At 71.9% G+C, this 18058-nt stretch carries 19 protein-coding genes; 7 read left to right on the top strand and 12 right to left on the bottom strand.

All coding sequences use genetic code 11. The features are described from left to right. Positions 1-34 precede the first annotated feature (34 nt). Positions 35-937: a bifunctional helix-turn-helix transcriptional regulator/GNAT family N-acetyltransferase gene (locus tag ACZ55A_RS27410; protein WP_468845276.1), complete on the top strand. Its 903-nt coding sequence runs from the start codon at positions 35-37 to the stop codon at positions 935-937. A gap of 144 nt (positions 938-1081) precedes the next feature. Further along, on the top strand, positions 1082-1966 hold the full coding sequence (sigJ, locus tag ACZ55A_RS27405; protein WP_468845273.1) for an RNA polymerase sigma factor SigJ: 885 nt from the start codon (positions 1082-1084) through the stop codon (positions 1964-1966). A 50-nt stretch (positions 1967-2016) separates the two neighbouring features. On the opposite strand, the gene ACZ55A_RS27400 is transcribed toward sigJ, so the two are convergent. The 3 genes from ACZ55A_RS27400 to ACZ55A_RS27390 all read right to left on the bottom strand — a co-directional run bounded on the left by ACZ55A_RS27400 (position 2017) and on the right by ACZ55A_RS27390 (position 4272). Beyond that, positions 2017-2688, bottom strand: a complete 672-nt coding sequence (locus tag ACZ55A_RS27400) for a S16 family serine protease (RefSeq protein WP_468845270.1) — start codon at positions 2686-2688, stop codon at positions 2017-2019. A 224-nt stretch (positions 2689-2912) separates the two neighbouring features. Further along, positions 2913-3272: a GntR family transcriptional regulator gene (locus ACZ55A_RS27395; protein ID WP_468845268.1), complete on the bottom strand. Its 360-nt coding sequence runs from the start codon at positions 3270-3272 to the stop codon at positions 2913-2915. A 1-nt stretch (position 3273) separates the two neighbouring features. Continuing rightward, entirely contained in the window at positions 3274-4272 is a 999-nt protein-coding gene (locus tag ACZ55A_RS27390; protein WP_468845265.1) for a DUF1648 domain-containing protein, read from the bottom strand. Positions 4273-4370: 98 nt separating this feature from the next. Between ACZ55A_RS27390 and ACZ55A_RS27385 the strand changes: the two genes are divergently transcribed. Then, a complete protein-coding gene (locus tag ACZ55A_RS27385) occupies positions 4371-5900 on the top strand; it encodes a helix-turn-helix domain-containing protein (RefSeq protein ID WP_468845262.1) in 1530 nt (509 codons plus the stop codon). Positions 5901-6047: 147 nt separating this feature from the next. Here ACZ55A_RS27385 and ACZ55A_RS27380 read toward each other — a convergent pair whose 3' ends face one another. The 6 genes from ACZ55A_RS27380 to ACZ55A_RS27355 all read right to left on the bottom strand — a co-directional run bounded on the left by ACZ55A_RS27380 (position 6048) and on the right by ACZ55A_RS27355 (position 10428). Continuing rightward, positions 6048-6383, bottom strand: coding sequence for an SCO4225 family membrane protein (locus ACZ55A_RS27380; protein ID WP_468845259.1), 336 nt, complete (start codon positions 6381-6383; stop codon positions 6048-6050). Positions 6384-6458: 75 nt separating this feature from the next. Beyond that, on the bottom strand, positions 6459-6776 hold the full coding sequence (locus tag ACZ55A_RS27375; RefSeq protein ID WP_468845256.1) for a tripartite tricarboxylate transporter permease: 318 nt from the start codon (positions 6774-6776) through the stop codon (positions 6459-6461). 88 nt (positions 6777-6864) lie between these two features. After that, the gene (locus ACZ55A_RS27370; RefSeq protein WP_468845253.1) at positions 6865-7368 is read right to left on the bottom strand and encodes a hypothetical protein; all 504 of its coding nucleotides are present in this window, start codon (positions 7366-7368) and stop codon (positions 6865-6867) included. Positions 7369-7480: 112 nt separating this feature from the next. Then, positions 7481-9112 carry a caspase, EACC1-associated type gene (locus ACZ55A_RS27365; protein WP_468845250.1) on the bottom strand — a complete coding sequence of 544 codons (1632 nt, stop codon included), beginning with the start codon at positions 9110-9112 and terminating at the stop codon, positions 7481-7483. Between the two features lie 4 nt (positions 9113-9116). Next, entirely contained in the window at positions 9117-9524 is a 408-nt protein-coding gene (locus ACZ55A_RS27360) for a hypothetical protein (RefSeq protein ID WP_468845247.1), read from the bottom strand. A gap of 103 nt (positions 9525-9627) precedes the next feature. Beyond that, positions 9628-10428, bottom strand: coding sequence for a VOC family protein (locus ACZ55A_RS27355; protein WP_468845244.1), 801 nt, complete (start codon positions 10426-10428; stop codon positions 9628-9630). 181 nt (positions 10429-10609) lie between these two features. On the opposite strand from ACZ55A_RS27355, the gene ACZ55A_RS27350 reads away from it, so the two are divergent. Continuing rightward, positions 10610-11119 (top strand): peptidase associated/transthyretin-like domain-containing protein, encoded by a 510-nt coding sequence (locus tag ACZ55A_RS27350; protein ID WP_468845241.1) that lies wholly within the window; start codon positions 10610-10612, stop codon positions 11117-11119. 59 nt (positions 11120-11178) lie between these two features. Here the strand turns inward: ACZ55A_RS27350 and ACZ55A_RS27345 are convergent, their stop codons facing one another. Continuing rightward, positions 11179-12303 carry an acyl-CoA dehydrogenase family protein gene (locus ACZ55A_RS27345; RefSeq protein ID WP_468845238.1) on the bottom strand — a complete coding sequence of 375 codons (1125 nt, stop codon included), beginning with the start codon at positions 12301-12303 and terminating at the stop codon, positions 11179-11181. Positions 12304-12478: 175 nt separating this feature from the next. On the opposite strand from ACZ55A_RS27345, the gene ACZ55A_RS27340 reads away from it, so the two are divergent. Together ACZ55A_RS27340 and ACZ55A_RS27335 are read left to right on the top strand one after the other, a co-directional pair. Beyond that, on the top strand, positions 12479-14086 hold the full coding sequence (locus ACZ55A_RS27340; protein ID WP_468845235.1) for an AMP-binding protein: 1608 nt from the start codon (positions 12479-12481) through the stop codon (positions 14084-14086). A gap of 4 nt (positions 14087-14090) precedes the next feature. Continuing rightward, the gene (locus ACZ55A_RS27335) at positions 14091-14942 is read left to right on the top strand and encodes a PaaX family transcriptional regulator (protein ID WP_468845232.1); all 852 of its coding nucleotides are present in this window, start codon (positions 14091-14093) and stop codon (positions 14940-14942) included. Between the two features lie 17 nt (positions 14943-14959). Here the strand turns inward: ACZ55A_RS27335 and ACZ55A_RS27330 are convergent, their stop codons facing one another. Further along, positions 14960-15667, bottom strand: coding sequence for an HAD family hydrolase (locus ACZ55A_RS27330; RefSeq protein WP_468845229.1), 708 nt, complete (start codon positions 15665-15667; stop codon positions 14960-14962). A gap of 531 nt (positions 15668-16198) precedes the next feature. Here ACZ55A_RS27330 and ACZ55A_RS27325 point away from each other — a divergent pair. Then, positions 16199-16840, top strand: coding sequence for a TetR family transcriptional regulator (locus ACZ55A_RS27325; RefSeq protein WP_468845226.1), 642 nt, complete (start codon positions 16199-16201; stop codon positions 16838-16840). A gap of 48 nt (positions 16841-16888) precedes the next feature. Here ACZ55A_RS27325 and ACZ55A_RS27320 read toward each other — a convergent pair whose 3' ends face one another. Beyond that, positions 16889-17914 (bottom strand): MDR family NADP-dependent oxidoreductase, encoded by a 1026-nt coding sequence (locus ACZ55A_RS27320; protein WP_468845223.1) that lies wholly within the window; start codon positions 17912-17914, stop codon positions 16889-16891. Positions 17915-18058: the final 144 nt, after the last annotated feature.

Below are 18058 nucleotides of genomic sequence, written 5' to 3'. Positions count from 1 at the left end.
GGCCGCACCGCCATTCTCTGACTAAAGTCAGAGAATGGCCGCGGCGGAGGAGATCAAGCAGGTGCGGCGGTTCAACCGCACCGTCACCGAACGCGTGGGCGTGCTCCACGACCACTACCTGGGCCGCGACCGGCCCATCGGCGAGGCCCGGCTGCTCTGGGAGATCGGCGCGGAGGGCCAGGACGTACGGCGGCTGCGCGAGCGTCTGGGGCTCGACTCCGGGTACGTCAGTCGTCTGCTGCGCTCCCTGGAGAACGCCGGCCTGGTGACGGTTGAGCCACAGCCCCAGGACAGACGGGTGCGCACCGTCCGGCTCACCGAGGCGGGCCGCGCGGAGCGCACGCTGCTCGACGAGCGCAGCGACGAGCTGGCCGGTTCCCTCCTGGACCCGCTCAACCCCGCCCAGCGCGCCCGGCTGGTCGCCGCCATGGCCGAGGTCGAACGGCTGCTGACCGCCGCGACGGTCACACTGGACGCCGTCGACCCGGACCACCCCGACGCCCAGCACTGCCTGCGGTCCTACTCCACCGAGCTTCAGGAACGCTTCGACACCGGCTTCGACCCCGCGCGGAGCCTGCTGCCCGACGCCGGCGAACTCCGGCCGCCGCACGGTCTGTTCCTGGTCGCCCGGATGCACGGCGAACCCCTTGGCTGCGCCGGCCTGAAGCTGCCGCCCGGCGCCCCCGCCGAGATCAAACGTATGTGGGTCGCGCCGCACGCCCGCGGCCTCGGCCTCGCCCGTCGTTTCCTGACCGAACTGGAGGCGCGGGCCGCCCGGCACGGCTGCGACGTACTACGCCTGGACACCAACAAGGCGCTCAGCGCCGCGATCGGCCTGTACCACTCCTACGGCTTCCGGGAGGTGCCGGCCTTCAACGACGAGTCTTACGCCCACCACTGGTTCGAGAAGCAGATCGCGGGGCGGGCGTCGGAGTGAGGGCGTGCGGGTCCCGGCGGTGAAATCGTGGGCCGTCGTCGGCCGGGCCGTGCGGCGGCCTTGGCTTCCCCTGCCGTGTCACATCCGCCCCACGCCCCGCGTCATTGCTATGACGGACTCTCGACGGGCGAGGAATGAGATTCGATGAACGAGCACGAGTGGCTGGCGGCACGATTCGAGGAGAACCGGAACCATCTGCGGTCGGTGGCCTACCGGATGCTCGGCTCGCTCAGTGAGGCCGATGACGCCGTCCAGGAGGCCTGGCTGCGGCTGAGCCGGTCGGATGCGCGCGAGGTGGAGAATCTGGGCGGCTGGCTGACCACGGTCGTCGGGCGGGTGTGCCTGGACCAGCTGCGGAGGCGCAAGGCACGGCGCGAGGAACCCCTTGAGGTGCATGTCCCCGAGCCGGTCGTGGGCCGCCAGGACTCCGCCGACCCGGAGGGCGCGGCGGTGCTGGCCGACTCGGTCGGGCTGGCGCTGCTCGTCGTCCTGGAAACCCTCTCCCCCGCCGAGCGGTTGGCGTTCGTCCTGCACGACATGTTCGCGATGCCGTTCGACGAGATCGCGCCCCTCGTGGACCGTACGCCGGCCGCCGCCCGGCAGCTCGCCAGCCGGGCGCGGCGTCGCGTGCAAGGAACGGCGCCGACGCCCGACACCGATCCGGCGCGTCAGCGGGAGGTCGTCGACGCCTTCCTGGCCGCCTCGCGCGCAGGCGACTTCGAAGGGCTGCTGGCGGTCCTCGACCCGGACGTGCTGCTGCGGGCCGACGCCGGACCCGCGTCCGGTGGCGTATCGAAGCTGGTCCGCGGGGCGCGGGCGGTCGTGGAGCAGGCGCTGACCTTCTCCCGGCTCGCCCCGTTCGCCCGGCCCGCGCTGGTCAACGGCGCCCCGGGGCTGGTCACCATGCGGGGCGGGCAGGCACTCGCCGTCATGGGCTTCACCGTGGCGCGCGGAAAGATCGTCGAGATCGACATCCTGGCCGATCCCGCCCGGCTGCGGCGGCTGGACCTGGCGGTGCTGGACGACTGACCGGGGCAGGGCAGCCGGGTTGCCGACAGTCGGCCGACGAGGCCGGCCGGTCAACACCCGGGGACCGGGCCGCCCTTGGCCGGCGCGCTCAGGGCCCGCACCGCGCCCTTGAGGGTGGTGACGGGGATCAGCCGCAGGCCGTCCGGGGCGGGCTGCACCTGTGCGCACTCCGCCTGCGGTACGAGGAAGACTCTCGCCCCGTCCCGGCTGGCCGCCTGGGTCTTCAGCGCCGCCCCGCCGACCGCGCCGACCCGCCCGTCGGCATCGATCGTCCCGGTGCCGGCGATGGTGCGGCCGCCGGTGAGGTCACCGCCGCTGCCGTCGCCGGCGACCTTGTCGACGATGCCGAGCGAGAACATCAGGCCGGCGCTGGGCCCGCCCACATCGTCGAGCGTCAGCCTCACCTTCACCCGGTCCGGGTCCTGCCGGAGGAATCCGAGCGCGGCCGAAGTGGCGGCCCGCTGCGAGGACTTCATGTCCGCCGTGTTGTGCCGCGCCACCTCTTGGCCGGACTTCCCGGACGGGAACACCGCGTCCTTGGGCATCACGGCCCGGTCCGTACGGAACCAGCCGTCGATCACCTCGCCCAGGCGGACGGCGACCTGCGGCCCGGTCGCCTGGATGGCAACCATCCGCAGCTGACCGCTGGTTCTGCGCACCGGGACGCCGTCTTTCCCTCTGGCGCGACTGGCGATTCGTACGGCTCGTCGCGGCGCCGGCACCCTCTCCGTGCCGGCCGGCCGCCGGACCGGTCGCGGCACACCTTGGCGTGGGCCGCGCACCGGCCGGCTGCCCGGCGCTGATCGTCCTCGCCACGGCCGCCGCGCTGCTCTCGCCGCAGGTACCCGGCCTACGGGCACCAGGGAGTTGAGCCCCGGGCGCGGTACGCCTCCCCGCCCGGGCCCCGTCACCGCGCCGGCGCATGCGCCTCCCCCGGCGGCTCGTCTCAGCGGCCGGCCAGGCCCACCCGGACGACCGTCACGATCTCCTCGTCCGAGAGCCCCAGGCGCCGGGCCTCCGCGATCAGGCGTTCGGCGGTCTCGCCCAGCCGGGCGCGGGCCGGCGAAGCCGCGCCGGTGACCACCGCACCGCGGCCGCGGCGGAGTTCGATCAGCCCCTCCTCCTTGAGGCGCTGGTAGCCGCGGAGCACGGTGTGGACGTTCACGCCGAGGGACGCGGCGAGTTCACGGGCGGCCGGCAGGCGCTCCCCCGTGCCGACCGTGCCCTCGGCGATGGCGCCGCGGACCGAGGCCGCGATCTGCTCGCCGAGCGGGACGGACGAGCCGGGGTCGACCCGGAAGAGCATCTCAGCCTCCTTCCCGCGCACGCTCGCGGTCGAGGTACGTATTGAGCAGTGCGGCGGCGGTCGCCGCGTCGTCGACCGTCACCAAGAACTCCCGGCCGCTGGTGAGCCGTAGCACGAGGCCCTCGCCCGAGCGCAGTACGAGCCCGCTGCGGTCGGCCTGAACACGGTAGCCCCAGCCGCCGAGTTCGTCGAAGGCGGCGATCGGGCGGCTGGTGGCCTCGGCCACCCGGCCGAGGGGGATGCGCCGGAACCGGATCCGGAAGGCGGAGAGCGGGGCGGGCGCGAGCGTCAGACCGCGGCGGTCGACGGTCACCCGTACCGATGTGACGGCGATGACCGCGGCCCCGCCGGCGAGCAGGAAGACGGCGAAGGCTGTCGCCCCGCCGATGAGGAGGGTGACGCCCCCGGCGCCGGCCATCAGGACGCCCGCCGTCATCAGCGGCAGCGAGCTGATGGTCCGTGACCAGCCCGCCGAGGTACCGGCCGGGAGGTCGAGCCGGGGTGCCTCGCCCGTTTCCGGGTGGTGCGGGCCGGGCGCGGGCCCGGCCAGGAGGCGGCCCAGTACGCCGGCGAGGAGGGCGACGATGAGCGCCGGGGCGGCCTCCCACGGCGGCAGCCGTACGGCCGAGGTGTCGGTGACATCGGCGTTGCCCAGCAGGATCAGACAGACGGGGTAGCCGAGTCCGAAGGCGGTGGCGTAGCCGCCGGCGATCACCCAGGGCGTGCCGGCCGAGGGCTTCCGCAGCCCCATGAGCAGGCCGTAGACGATGCCGAGGACGAGCAGTGCGAGGAGAGCGGCCGTCAGGAAGCCGTGCGAGGAGGTGAACCCGTCGGGCCGGCCGTCGGCACCGAAATGGGTGGCAAGCGAATCGGGCAATCGGGCGGAAACCGAAACATAGAGGACGGCTATGGCCACGGTCGCGGCGATGAAGGGGAAGGCGACAACAAACGCCCACAGACGGCCCTTTGGGGCTAAGGCGGAACGCGGAGCACTCTTCATGAGTCTGGTGACCACCTCTCAGTTGTTTGCACATTAGTAGAACAACCCAGTTACAGGCAATTGCGTATCCATCTCATATCTGAGATACGGTCGACCCCATGGCAGACGACTACCTCGTACGCATCGGCCGACTCATCCGTGACGCCCGACAGCACCGTGGCTGGACACAGACGCAACTTGCCGAGGCACTGGGCACCAGCCAGAGTGCGGTCAACCGCATCGAACGCGGGAATCAGAACATCAGTCTTGAGATGATCGCCCGGATCGGCGAGGCACTCGACAGCGAAATCGTGTCGCTCGGCTATGCCGGGCCGATGCATCTGCGGGTGGTCGGCGGCCGCCGGCTGTCGGGCAGCATCGATGTGAAGACGAGCAAGAACGCCTGTGTCGCGCTGCTGTGCGCCACGCTGCTGAACGCCGGGCGCACCACACTGCGCCGGGTGGCCCGCATCGAGGAGGTCTACCGCATCCTCGAAGTGCTGGGCAGCATCGGCGTACGCACCCGCTGGATCAACGACGGCAACGACCTGGAGATCATCCCGCCCGCGGAGCTCGACCTCGACGCGATGGACACCGAGGCGGCCCGCCGCACCCGCAGCGTCATCATGTTCCTCGGTCCGCTGCTGCACCGCATGGACCACTTCAAGCTGCCGTACGCGGGCGGTTGCGACCTGGGCACCCGGACCGTGACCCCCCATATGACGGCGCTGCGCCACTTCGGGCTGGAGATCACGGCCACCGACGGCACCTACATCGGCGAGGTCGACCGCAGCGTCGCCCCCAAGCGCGCGATCGTACTGACCGAGCGCGGCGACACCGTCACCGAGAACGCGCTGCTGGCCGCCGCCCGGCACGACGGCATCACCGTCATCCGCAACGCCTCCTCCAACTACATGGTCCAGGACCTCTGCTTCTTCCTGGAGGAGCTGGGCGTACGCGTCGACGGCATCGGCACCACCACCCTCACCGTCCACGGCACGGCGCACATCGAGCGCGATGTGGACTTCGCGCCGTCCGAGGACCCGGTCGAGGCAATGAGCCTGCTGGCGGCGGCAGTTGTCACCGAGTCCGAGCTGACGATCCGTCGGGTTCCGGTGGAATTCCTGGAGATCGAGCTGGCCGTCCTGGAGGAGATGGGCCTGGACCACGAGCGCAGCACGGAGTACGCCGCCGACAACGGCCGCACCCGGCTGATCGATCTGACCGTCCGCCCCTCCAAGCTCCAGGCCCCGCTGGACAAGATCCACCCCATGCCCTTCCCGGGCCTCAACATCGACAACGTCCCCTTCTTCGCGGCCATCGCGGCCAGCGCCCAGGGCCAGACCCTCATCCACGACTGGGTCTACGACAACCGCGCCATCTACCTGACCGACCTCAACCGCCTGGGCGCCCAGGTCAAACTGCTCGACCCGCACCGGGTCCTGGTGGACGGCACGACCCGCTGGCGCTCGGCGGAGATGATGTGCCCGCCGGCCCTGCGCCCCGCGGTCGTCGTCCTCCTCGCCATGATGGCCGCCGAGGGCACGTCCGTCCTGCGCAACGTCTATGTCATCAACCGCGGTTACGAGGACCTGGCCGAGCGACTGAACTCCATCGGGGCGCAGATCGAGATCTTCCGGGACATCTGATCAACCGATGCCGCCGCACCCCATCTGACTTGCGAAGACGCGGGTCAGGAGTGTGTGCGGCGGCATCCTGCGCCGAGTACGTCAGCGGCAGAGCGTTGCCGAAGGCCGGACGCGCGGCGCCGAACAGCGGGCGCGGGAGCAAGGCGGTCAGTTTCCCTGGGGCCGTGCCGGGAGCCACTTGCCCGTACTGGCGAGGGAGAAAACGGCGCCCATGAACATGCACTGGATGAGTACGGAGACAGCCACGGAGGTGTAGAGGTACCACGACGGCATGTCGTCCAGGCCCGGGAAGATCTCTTCGACCAACGTGAAGACCAAGATCGTCGGCATGGTGACGATGAACATCCAGAACCCGCCGAACGGGTCGGTGCTCTCGGCGAGCACCCAGATGACGGTCGCGGCGGCGACCACCACGAGATAGATCTGCGAGACGGGGTTGCCGAAGGTCATCCGGGCTATTGCGTTCAGTCGTCCAGCGTTCATGGTCTTCCCCAGAAGATTCGGTGCCTCTTCGTTCTTCGCAGCGTAGGTCGGCCGGCCGGATCCACATGAGTACGGCTACTCAGGCGGCGCTGAGTAGCGGCCCCGCCCCCCATGACCCGCGCCTGGCCCGGCCTCGAAGAGGCTTCGCAGAGGCACGACCGAACGACAGCGGAACCGGGGCCGCGCGGGAGACGGGCCCGGACGCCGCCTACACCGGCTCCGGGAGGCGGACCCTTGTACCGCGCCGAGGATGAGCGGTGCGATGAGGTAACCGGTGCGGCGCATGAAGAGACCGAGGACCGCCACCGCGATGGCCGGCACCACCTCGAAAGTGCTCTGCGAGAGCGCGTAGACACCGAGCAGGGCGAAGCACAGGATGCCCGCGCTGAGCACCGGCTCGGTCCCAACGCCCGCCGGGCCGGGTCGCGAAGTCCCTGGGCCGCCGCGGGCCCGCCCCGGGCCGTCGACGCAGGCTGTGCCGCTACGCAGAAGCTCGCGAGATGCGGATCGGATGCGCTCCGGACTCGCTCCAAGCCTGCGCGAAGAACTGCCCGATGCGGGTGAAGTGCCACCTGTCGACGCCCGCCTCCGTGGAGAGCAGCTCGATGTATCCGTCCGCACGCAGGAAACGGAGGCAATTCCGGTTGGCCGCCGGGAAGTTGAAGTGCGTTCCACCCAGGTGGGCGAAGACCTCCAGCCACAGGTATTCCGAGCCCGTGTAGCGATCATTGGACCAAGCGAGTCTGGCCTTGATCACTCGCAGGTCCTTGTCCGGGATCTGGTTCAGCGTGTGCATGTGATGGTGCGCGGCGCAGGCACGCAGCAGGTTGCCGAACACGTCCGGGCCGCCCTTTGCCCGGTCCCAGATGTGGCAGTCCTCCTGGGTCGGCATCCGGCACTGGCTGAACGGACACATGCCGCCGACCTCGAGCCTGAGTTCACGCCGGAGAGCTTCCGGCAGGGACGGTCGCCGATCGCTGCTCATGGCAGCAGTGTTCTTCCCCTGCCAAGCCCCCAAGGGCTGCATCGAACGAGTGCACACGAACGAGTGAACGTGCCGAACCCCGCCCGCGTACCACCTCCCGTCCCCGCTCCGGCTATCGGCCGTTCCCCGCGACCTCGAGGCGGAGCAGCAGGTCGCCGCGGCCGGCGCCGCGCAAATGCATCGTGCCGTACTCGGCGAGGCGCAGCGTCTGGCCCGAAAGCAGGCCTGGGGGGATCCGGACGGACGTGGGGCCGTCGAGTGTGGGCACCTCGATCGTGCCGCCGCTGCGCGCGAGCGAGTGCGGGATGCGCCGGGTGAGATGCAGGTCGTCGCCCCGGCGCTCCAGCTCCGGGTGCGGGAGTTCGACGACTTCGAGGTAGAGGTCCCCGGGTGGGCCGCCGCCCGGTCCCACCTCGCTCTCGCCGACGAACTGGATGCGGGTGCCGTGATCGACACCTCCCGGAATCCGGACGGTGAGGGTGCGGCGGACGGGCACCCGGCCCTCGCCCGCGCATGAGGGGCACGGTGACGGGATGCGCACCCCGCTCCCGTTGCAGGAAGTGCACGGAACGGCGGCGCCGCCCTCCGCTCCCCTGCCGTTCGTCGCGGTGCCGTTGCAGGTGAGGCACCGGTACACCGGTGTGCCGACGGCGGCGCCTCCGCCCTCGCACTGGTCGCAGACCACCGCGGTATCGACCTCGATGTCCTTGAGCGTGCCGAGCGCCGTCTCGGCCAGCGGGAACTCCATCCTGATCAGAGCGTCCTGGCCGCGATGGGCGAGCCGGCGCGCGGCGGTGGGCAGCCCGGGGCCGGAGTCCACACCGTTGAAGGCGTCCTTGAGCCGGGCGAAGAGGCCTTGCTGCGGAGGCGCCGTCTGCTCCTGGACCGCGGTGGCGGCGTTCCAGGATGCGTGCTGCGCCGACGGTGGCGGAGGCTCGGGGGCGGGGGCAGGGGTGGCGGTCGGAGCGGGGGCGGGCTGTTCGGCGGGCGTCCCGGCGGGGGCTCGGGCGATGGTGACCCGGTACTCCAGGTCGGCCCAGATCCGGGGGCGCTGGCGGGCCCCGCTGCGGTGCAGGTACTCGTAGACGTAGTCGTACAGTTCGGTGACCGTGATCCGGCCGTCCCGGTCGGTGTCCGCGTCGCCGCTGCGCAGGCCCTCGATCAGGGCGCCGGTGAAGCGGGAGGGCTGCGGCGCCGAGGCCTCCAGATGGTCGCCCTCCCAGGCGTACTCCGTGCGATTGGTGGCGGTGAGGATGGCCCGGCCGTGGCCGGCCAGCTCCTCCTTCACCTGGACGTAGTCGTCGCCCTTCGCGCCGGGCAGGAACGCCCCGCTGTAGCAGCAGTCCAGCAGCACGACGATGGTGCGGGCCCGGCAGCGGGCCATCTGGTCGTGCAGGAAGGCGGCCGGGACCGCGGTGGAGGCCGGTAAGTCCTTGTCGGTGTCCTGCGCGGCGAAGTAGAGATGGCCCTCGTCGTCCTTGATGCCGTGGCAGGACAGATGGAGCAGCAGCAGATCCTCCCGGCCGCGGTTGCGGAAGAACTGCTCCAGGGCCCGCTTGGCCTCGTACGACCTGGCGTCCACGAGCTGCTGGACCTGGAAGCCTCCGATGTCCGGAGCGCTGAGGACGGCGGCCAGGCCCTCGCAGTCCTGGCGCGGTGAGCGCAGCGGCTTCAGGGCCGGGCTCTCGTACTTGCCGGTGGCGATCAGCAGTGCGTCCCTGCGGCCGGCGTGGAAACCGGTCACCGGCTCACTCCCCGGACTGCGGTGTTCCGGACGGCCGGGACCTCGCATTCACGAATGCGTCGATCAGGCGCCGCTGGTCCTCCGGGGAGGCGTTCCCCAACTCGATGGTGTCACCGTCGAGTTCCACCGTGACGCTGCGGACCGGGCGGTTGCGCAGCCAGGTGTCGACCAGCTGGAGCACCTGGCGGAGGAGCAGCGGGACGGTGGTGACGACGAGCGCTCCCGCGGCGATGGCCTCGCCGGGTTTGGCACCCTCGGGGACCGCGGCGTCCTGACGGGCCAACTGCACGTCCTCGACGTCGAGTTCCAGCAGGGCACGGCGCAACTGCTCGCCGAGCACGTGCAGTTCCTCCGCATCGGTGTCCGGCGCGCCTGCCAGACCGAGGGTCAACCTGCTGACACCGGTGTTCATCCCGCCCCCTGTTCAGACTTGGAGCAGTCAGTCTAAGCGGGGGTGGGACACGCCGACCCGGGAAAGGAACGACCTGCTGCGCCTCCTCATCCGCGGTGCGCGGTCACAGCGTCCCCTGCGGTGTGAGCACCACGAACTCCGCGCCCGACGAGTCGTTGCAGACCGCCAGCCGGCCGACGCCCTCGGCGGTTTCCGGGCCCATCGACAGCGTGCCGCCGTTGCCCGTCACCAGGCCGACCGTGGCATCGCAGTCCTTGGAGCCGAACACCGGGTGCCAGTACGGCTTTCCGCCGGGGCCGAGCAGATCGGCGGGCACACCCATCAGGCCGCCGTGCATCCGCTCCTCGCCGCAGTTCGCGGGGCACAGCAGGGTGTAGGTGCCGCCCCCGCCGGGCAGCGGCATGTCCTGGGTGTTCCAGCCGAAGACGGTCCGGTAGAAGGTCTGCGCGGCGGCCGCGTCGGTGGTGTAGAGCTCCGTCCAGCCCAGGCTCCCCGCGCCGTCCGCGGCCTCGAGACCCGGGTATCTCCCGGGCTGCCAGACGGCGAACTCGGCGCCCTGCGGATCCGCGAGCCGGGCGAACCGGCCGTCGCCCGCGCCGACCTCGGCCGGTGCCGAGCAGACCGAGCCGCCGGCCTGCTCCACCGTCTTGGCCGTGGCTTCCGCGTCGGGGGTGTTGAAGTAGATCGTCCAGGCGGAGCGGGCGCCGTCCTCGGGGAGCGGGCCGACCGCGCCGACCGCCTTCCCGTCGAGCCGGAAGAGGGTGTATCCGTCCGCGCCCTGGTCGCCCTCCGGTTCGGCCTGCCAGCCGAACACGGCGCGGTAGAAGGCCGCCGCGACCTCGACGTCGGGAGCACCGAGATCGAGCCAGCACGGCGAGCCGGGGACGAAGTCAGTAGTGATCATGGCGATTCCCTTCGCGGACCCTGCGTGATTTCAGCCTGACATCCACCACTGACACTCGCCCGTCGGCCGCCTGGTGGCCGGAATTCGGCGTCCGCGGCTCCGCTTGCTAGCCTGACGTGCGCTTGTCAAGAGCTGTCGGCCGCCGCCGTACGAGCGGCCCTTCATTCCGGGGGAAATCACCATGAAGCTTCGCCATGTCCGTGCTGTCACCGTGTGCACACTGGTGGTCGTCGCGCTGACCGGCGCCCGCCATTCGCACGGCGGAGGCTGCGGTTCCAGCCACAGCTCCAGCAGCAGTGGCGGCTACAGCAGCAGCGGCGGATACAGCAGCTCCGGGAGCACCACCAGCAGCGGCGGCACCACCGGTTCGCCGACCGACGGGTCCACCACGCCGCCCGAGTCGGACATCCGCATCACCGACTGCCAGGTCGACAACACCGCCGGCACCCTGCGCGCCACGCTGAGCGTGACCAACGGCAACTCCCGGGGCACCGCGACCTACAACGGCACCGTCGAGTTCACCGACGCGTCCGGCGGCCACGTCGGCACCGCGCAGATCTCCTCGGTCCAGGTGGCGGCCGGCCAGACCTCGCCCGCCACCATCACCGGCACCTTCATCAAGTACCCCAACGGCGACGGTCCCACCTCCGGCAGGTGCAAGCTGGGCCAGGTCTGGAAGGCCAACAGCTGAGCGGACCAACGGCCGTACCGCGCCGGGGGTTTCGGAGCCGAGGCCCCCGGCGGTGAGGTTCAGTTGCGGTACAGCTCCTTGGCGATGATCGAGCGCTGCACCTCCGTGGCGCCCTCGTAGATACGCGGTGCACGGACCTCCCGGTAGAGGTGTTCCAGGAGGTGGCCGCAGCGCAGCCCGCGGGCGCCGTGGATCTGGACGGCGGTATCGACGACGTACTGGGCGGTCTCGGTCGCCAGCAGCTTGGCCATGGCCGACCGCCTGGCGATGTCCGGGGCGCCGGCGTCGTACGCGGAGGCCGCCGCGTAGACCAGGAGGCGGGCGGCCTCGACCCGGGTGGCCATCTCGGCGAGCTGATGTCCCACGGACTGGAGCTCCCGCAGCGGGCCGCCGAACGCGGTGCGCACGCCCGCGTGCGCCAGCGCCGCGTCCAGCGCGGCCTGCGCCATCCCGACCGCGAAGGCGCCCACGCTCGGCCGGAACAGATGCAGGGTGGTCATCGCCACAGCGAACCCGCCGTCCACCTCTCCCAGCACATCCGCCCTGGTCACGGGCGTGCCATCGAAGATCAGCGTGCCGATGGGGTGCGGACTGAGCATGTCCAGGTGCTCACCGGTCAGGCCCGGCCGGCCGGCGGGCACCAGGAAGGCGGTGACACCGCGGGCGCCCGCTCCCCCGGTGCGGGCGAAGACGGTGACGAAGTCGGCCTCCGGGGCGTTGGAGATCCAGCACTTCTCGCCGGTCAGCCGCCAGCCGTCCGGGCCGTCCGGCTCGGCTGCCAGGGACAGCGCGGCGGCGTCCGAGCCCGCCCCCGGCTCGCTCAGCGCGAAGGCCGCCACCGCCCGCCCGGCGGCGACCTCGGGCAGCCAGCGGGCGCGCTGCGCCTCGGTCCCCGCCTGGACGACCGGGTAGGCGCCCAGGCCCTGGAGCGCCAGCGCGGTCTCCGCCTCGGTGCACTCCTGGGCGAGCGATTCCCGCAGTAGACACAGCTCCAGGGCGCGCAGCGTGCCCCGCTCGGGGAACAGGCGCCGCAGCAGGCCCAGTTCACCGAGCGCGGCGACCAGCGGGCGGTTGATCCGGCCCGGCTCGCCCTTCTCTGCCAGCGGCTTCAGCCGTTCGGCCGTCATGGCGCGCAGCTCGGCGCACCATTCCCGCTCATCCGGTCCCAGCGCGAATACGGTCACGAGGCGGCTCCCTGGTAGCGGTTCCTCTATCGCGATCTGTTGACTGCCGTCACGAACACGTTACGCTGACGACGGATCCGAACGGCAGTCCTCGACCGTCGTCGACCGGTCCCGGCCGGCCGTACGAGCAGCCAACCGAGCCGGCCACCCGGCCGCCCTAGGGGGCGCACCCGCCATGGAGCTACGGTCCTCGGCCCACACCGACACCTTCGCGCGCGACCGCCTGCCACCCCCGGAGCAGTGGCCGCACCTCACCGACCTGGGCTATCCCGACCGTCTGAACTGCGGCGCCGAGCTGCTGGACGGAACCATCGGGCGGCTGGGCCCGGACCGGCCCGCGATGCGCGACGCCGACGGGCCGGTGTGGACGTACGGGCAGCTGCGGGCGCAGGTCGACGCCATCGCCCATGCGCTCACCGGCCGGCTGGGGGTGCTGCCGGGCAACCGCGTCCTGCTGCGCGGCCCCACCACGCCCTGGCTCGCCGCCTGCTGGCTGGCCGTGATGAAGGCGGGGGCGGTCGCGGTGACCGTACTGGCCGCGCAGCGCCCCAAGGAGCTGGCCACGATCTGTGAGCTCGCCCAGGTGCGGTACGCGCTGTGCGACGTCCGCTCCGTCGAGGACCTCGCCGAGGCGGCGGTGCCGGGGCTGCGGATCACCACGTACGGCGGGGACGCCGAGGACGATCTGCGACAGCTCGCCCGGCCCGGCGGCGCCCCGTACACCGCGGTGCCGACCGCCGCCGACGATGTCGCGCTGATCGCCTTCACCTCGGGTACCACCGGCCGCCCCAAGGGCTGTCTGCACTTCCACCGCGATGTGCTCGCCATCGCGGACACCTTCTCGGCGCAGGTACTGCGGCCGGTCCCGGACGATGTGTTCGCCGGCAGCCCTCCGCTGGGGTTCACCTTCGGCCTCGGCGGGCTGGTCATCTTCCCGTTGCGGGCCGGGGCCTCGGCGCTGCTCGCCGACTGGGGCGGACCGGAGCGGCTGCTCGGCGATATCGCCCGGCACCGGATCTCGGTGCTGTTCACCGCGCCGACCGCGTACCGGGCGATGCTGCCCAAGCTCGCCGGGTACGACGTCTCCACGCTGCGTCGCTGTGTGTCGGCCGGTGAGAATCTGCCCGCCGCGACCTGGCGGTCCTGGTACGAGGCGACCGGGCTGCGGATCATCAACGGCATCGGTGCCACGGAACTGCTGCACATCTTCATCGCGGCCGCCGACGAGGCGGTCAGGCCGGGCACGACCGGCCTGCCGGTGCCGGGTTACCAGGCCCGGGTGGTGGGCGCGGACGGCAGGCCGCTGCCGGACGGCGAGCCCGGCCTGCTCGCCGTCCGCGGGCCGACCGGGTGCCGCTACCTCGCGGACACCCGGCAGACGCAGTACGTACAGGACGGCTGGAACATCACCGGCGACACCTATGTCCGCGAGGTGGACGGCTACTTCCGCTATGTGGCGCGCGCGGACGACATGATCATCTCCGCCGGCTACAACATCGCGGGACCCGAGGTGGAGGACGCGCTGCTGCGGCACCCCGACGTGGTCGAGGCGGCGGTGGTCGGGCGCGCCGACGAGGACCGGGGGCAGGTGGTCGTCGCCCATGTCGTGCTGCGCGCCGGCGTGCCACGAGGAGAGGACACCGTCGCCGCGCTGCGCACCTTCACCAAGACCCGTATCGCGCCCTACAAATGCCCTCGCGAGATCGTCTTCCACACCGCTCTGCCGCGCACCCCCACCGGAAAGCTCCAGCGCTTCCGGCTGCGCGCGCCCGATCTAGAGTGATCCGGTGACCGACCAGCAAACACAGCGCACCCCACGGTCCCTGATCGTCACGTTCTACGGCGCCTACGGGCGCGGCGAACCCGGCACCGAGGGTGAAGCGGCCGGTCCGGTTCCGGTCGCCGCACTGATCCGGCTGCTCGGGGCGCTCGGCGTGGATCCGCCGTCGGTGCGCTCCGCGGTCTCCCGGCTCAAGCGGCGCGGGCTGCTGGTGTCCGGGCGCACGGCCGGCGGGGCGGCTGCGTACGGACTGTCCGACGCGGCCCGCCAGCTGCTGGAGGACGGCGACCGGCGGATCTTCGGCCGGCCGGCCGCGCGGCTGTCCGACGGCTGGGTGCTGGCCGTCTTCTCCGTCCCCGAGGAGGAGCGGCACAAGCGCCATCTGCTGCGCTCGCGGCTCGCCCGGCTCGGCTTCGGCACCGCGGCACCCGGTGTGTGGATCGCCCCCGCCCAGCTCTACGAGGAGACCCGGCACACCCTGGAGCGCCTCCAACTCGCGCCGTACGTCGATCTGTTCACCGGTACCCACGCCGGTTTCGCGCCGACCGCGGACGCGGTGACGCGCTGGTGGGACCTGGACGCCATCGCCGCACAGCACCGCGCGTTCCTGGCGGAGCAGGAGCCGGTCCTGCGCCGCTGGTCGCGCCGGCGCACAGTGCCGCCCGAGGCGGCCTACCACGACTACCTGCTGGCGCTGGACGCCTGGCGTCGCCTCCCGTACGCCGATCCCGGGCTGCCCTCTCCCCTCCTGCCGGAGGACTGGCCGGGTGGCCGCGCGGCAGAGGTGTTCGGCCGGCTGCACGGCACGCTGCGGGCCGCCGGCGCCCGTTACGTGCGCGAGGCGACGGCCGGGGCGTGAAGGGCCCCTGCGCCCCCTCAACGGCGGCGCTGGGCCCCCACCGTGACGGCCGGGCGCTGCGACGCGCCGCCCGCCGCCCGCGGCCTGGCAGCGGCGATCACCGAGACCACGTCCTTGAAGGAGCCGCACATCCGGGTGCCGGCGACTCCGGCGAGCTCGCCGAACGACCCGACGCCGTAGGTCACCGCGACCGGCTCCATGCGGGCGGTGACCGCCATCCTCATGTCCCCCACCGTGTCGCCCACATACGCGCTCTGCCAGGCCGCGACGCCCAGCCGGCCGGCCGCCCGCAGTACCATCTCCGGATGCGGTTTGCCGCGCTGGACCATGTCCTGGCCGATCACCGGGCCGACCAGGTCACGGATGCCCATGACGTCGAGCAGCGCCTCGGCGCTGCGGGTGGTCTTGGACGTGGCGACGGCCAGCTCGACACCGTGCGCACGCAGCGCGGACAGCCCCGCGGTCACCCCGGGGAAGAGCAGCTGCGGCCCCTGGCACAGGACTTCGTAGGCGAACAGCTCGCGGTAGCGGGAGATGGCGGCCTGCACCCGGCTGTCGTCCTCGGGCTTGCCCAGCAGCCGCCCGAAGGCGGGGCCGGGCGGTTTGCCGATGGCGGCGGCCGCCTGCCGCGCGGTCACCGAACACCCCTGCTCCGAGGCGACCTTGACCAGCAGTTTGCTGATCGCCGGGAGGGTGTTGGCGAGGGTGCCGTCGAGGTCGAACACGGCGGCCCTGATCGTCTCACCTCCGGCGCCCCGTGCACCTCTTGCGGGACGTTCGCCGACTTCCGTTGCTACGCGCATGGCTGGAGACCTTTCCGGGTTCCGATGGGGGTGCGGGGTTCGGGTGACGTTGCTGGCTCGGCTGGTGGGGCGGCCTGCGGTCGACGACTGATGAAGGCAGAGCCGGTCTCGCCATGGCGCACCGCTGTCCAAGGGCGGTACGCGACCGTCGTGGCGGCTGCAACGGAAGGGAACGTCCCGTTTACCGCCTTCGGAGATTTAAAAACCGCCTGCGCTGTTTGTCAATGTGCCTTTGTCACATCCTGACGGGTCGACAACGCTGTCGCGCCGGGTCAGACTGGGGAAGCGGCCTCCGCATCGGGACTCCGGACGCCTGAACGAGCGGTCGAGCGTCAGCTTTGCGTCAGGGCACGATAGTTCCGGCCATTCCCCTGGAGAATACCGAACCGCATGGTTGGTTTTCTCTGTACACTGCAATCAGCTCGCAGCCGTACTAGAGACGGGACGGACACCGTGCCCACCCAGCATCGCGCCATCCAGAGCCGCCAGGCACTCATCCGCTCGGCCGCAGAGACCTTCCTGGAGAAGGGGGTTCCCGCCGCGGGCATGGTCGAGATCAGCCGGCGGGCCCGCCTGAGCAAAGGAGCCCTCTACTTCCACTTCACATCCAAGGACGACCTCACCCTCGCGGTGCGGGACGCCGCGCTCGCCGCCCTCCAGGAGATCGAGGACGCCTTCACCCGCTCCCGGCAGCCGCTGACCATCGCCGTCCAGGACTTCGCCGTCGAGCTGTTCAGCCGGGTGGAGTCGGACGCGGTGCTGCGCGCCGGACTGCGGCTGCGGCCGGAGACCGCACCGGGCCTGGGGATCTACGCCCTGGAGCAGCGCTGGTATGCGCTCTTCCTGGACAAGGCGGTGACCTGCGGGACCGGCGAGCTCGGCGGCCCTGCCGTGCAGGCGCCGGACGCCGAACCGCGGCGTACCGCCCAGCTGTTGACCTCGATCGTGGTGGGCCTGCTGCATCTGGGCGGCGAGGACGGGACGTGGTGGGACAAGGAGGCGGTGGTCGGCCTGTGGTCGCTGCTGCCGGGCGCACCTCCGCGGCTGCCCGCCGCCGGTGTGCCGACGCCCGCGCAGCTGCCGGCGGCCGGCTGACCCGCCCCGCTCGTCAATCCCGTACGCCCCCGAAGGGGCGGGTGCGGCTCACAACTCGACCAGCACAGCCCCGATGTGGCACCCCTGGACGAGCTCGCACAGCGCACGAGGAGCCTGCTCGATCCCCTTCAGCAGGGCATGCGGGAAGACCAGGGAGCCGTCCCGCAGACCCTGGCCGAACTCCCTCGTCCACTCCTGCGGCAGATCGGGATGGGCGTGGAGCCCGAAGCCGCGCAGCGCCACCCGCCGCGTGATGACCAGCCCCGCGTCCAGCTCGACCGGGGCGGTGGCGCCCCCGTCCCCGCCCAGCTGGCTGGAGAGCGCGCCGACCAGCGCGAAGCGCGCATCGGGACGGGCCACCGTGAGGGCGGCGGCCAGCTGCTCGCCGCCCACGGTGTCCAGCAGCACATCGATACCGTCCGGGGCGGCCCGGCGCAGCTGCCGTTCGATCGGGCCTGCGCCGCGCACGATCGTGTCGTCGTACCCCAGCTCGGCGCGCAGCCGGGCGGCCTTCCGCTCCGAACCGGTACTGCCGACGACCCGGCCCGCCCCCAGCCGCCGTGCGAGCTGCCCGGCCAGACTTCCCACCCCGCCCGCCGCTCCGGTGACGAACACCGTGTCCCCCGGCCGGACTTCGGCCGCCCGGCGGAGCGCGCCCCAGGCGGTCGCCCCCTGTGACAGATGGGCGGCGGGCGTGGGCAGCGCATCCGGGGCGAGCCGGCGTACCCGTGACTCGTCGGCCACCGCGAACTCCCGCCAGCCATAGGGGTGGTGGACGAGCTCGCCGGGGGTGAAGCCGCCGCCGGGCGCCGTCACGACCTCACCGACCGCGGAGCCCCACAGCGCCTCGCCGGGCACGAAGGAGGGCATCGGCAGCGGTACGCCGGTCATCTGCGTCCGCATCGCCGCGGTCACCGCCATGAGCCGGGTGCGCACCAGGACCTGCCCGGGCCCCGGCTCGGGCACCGGGACCTCGGCGAGGGTGAAGTGCCGTGGGGTCAGCTCCCCTTCGACGCGGGCGGCGAGCCGGACCTCGCGCTGCATGGCGGGCAGGGTGGGGGCGGTGGGCGACATCGGGCGGCGGCTCCTGGCACTCGTAGTGGCTCACGGCGGTACGCAGATTCAATACCGCATGGTTGGCTTCTTTATGATGCGCAAATAGACTGCGCGGCCACGGCGGGCGGGTCGCACTCAGCGCAACAACTCCAAGAGAGCATA

It is taken from the genome of Streptomyces sp. NPDC034111, assembly GCF_055575375.1.
This window is presented reverse-complemented; position numbering and strand designations above follow the sequence as displayed.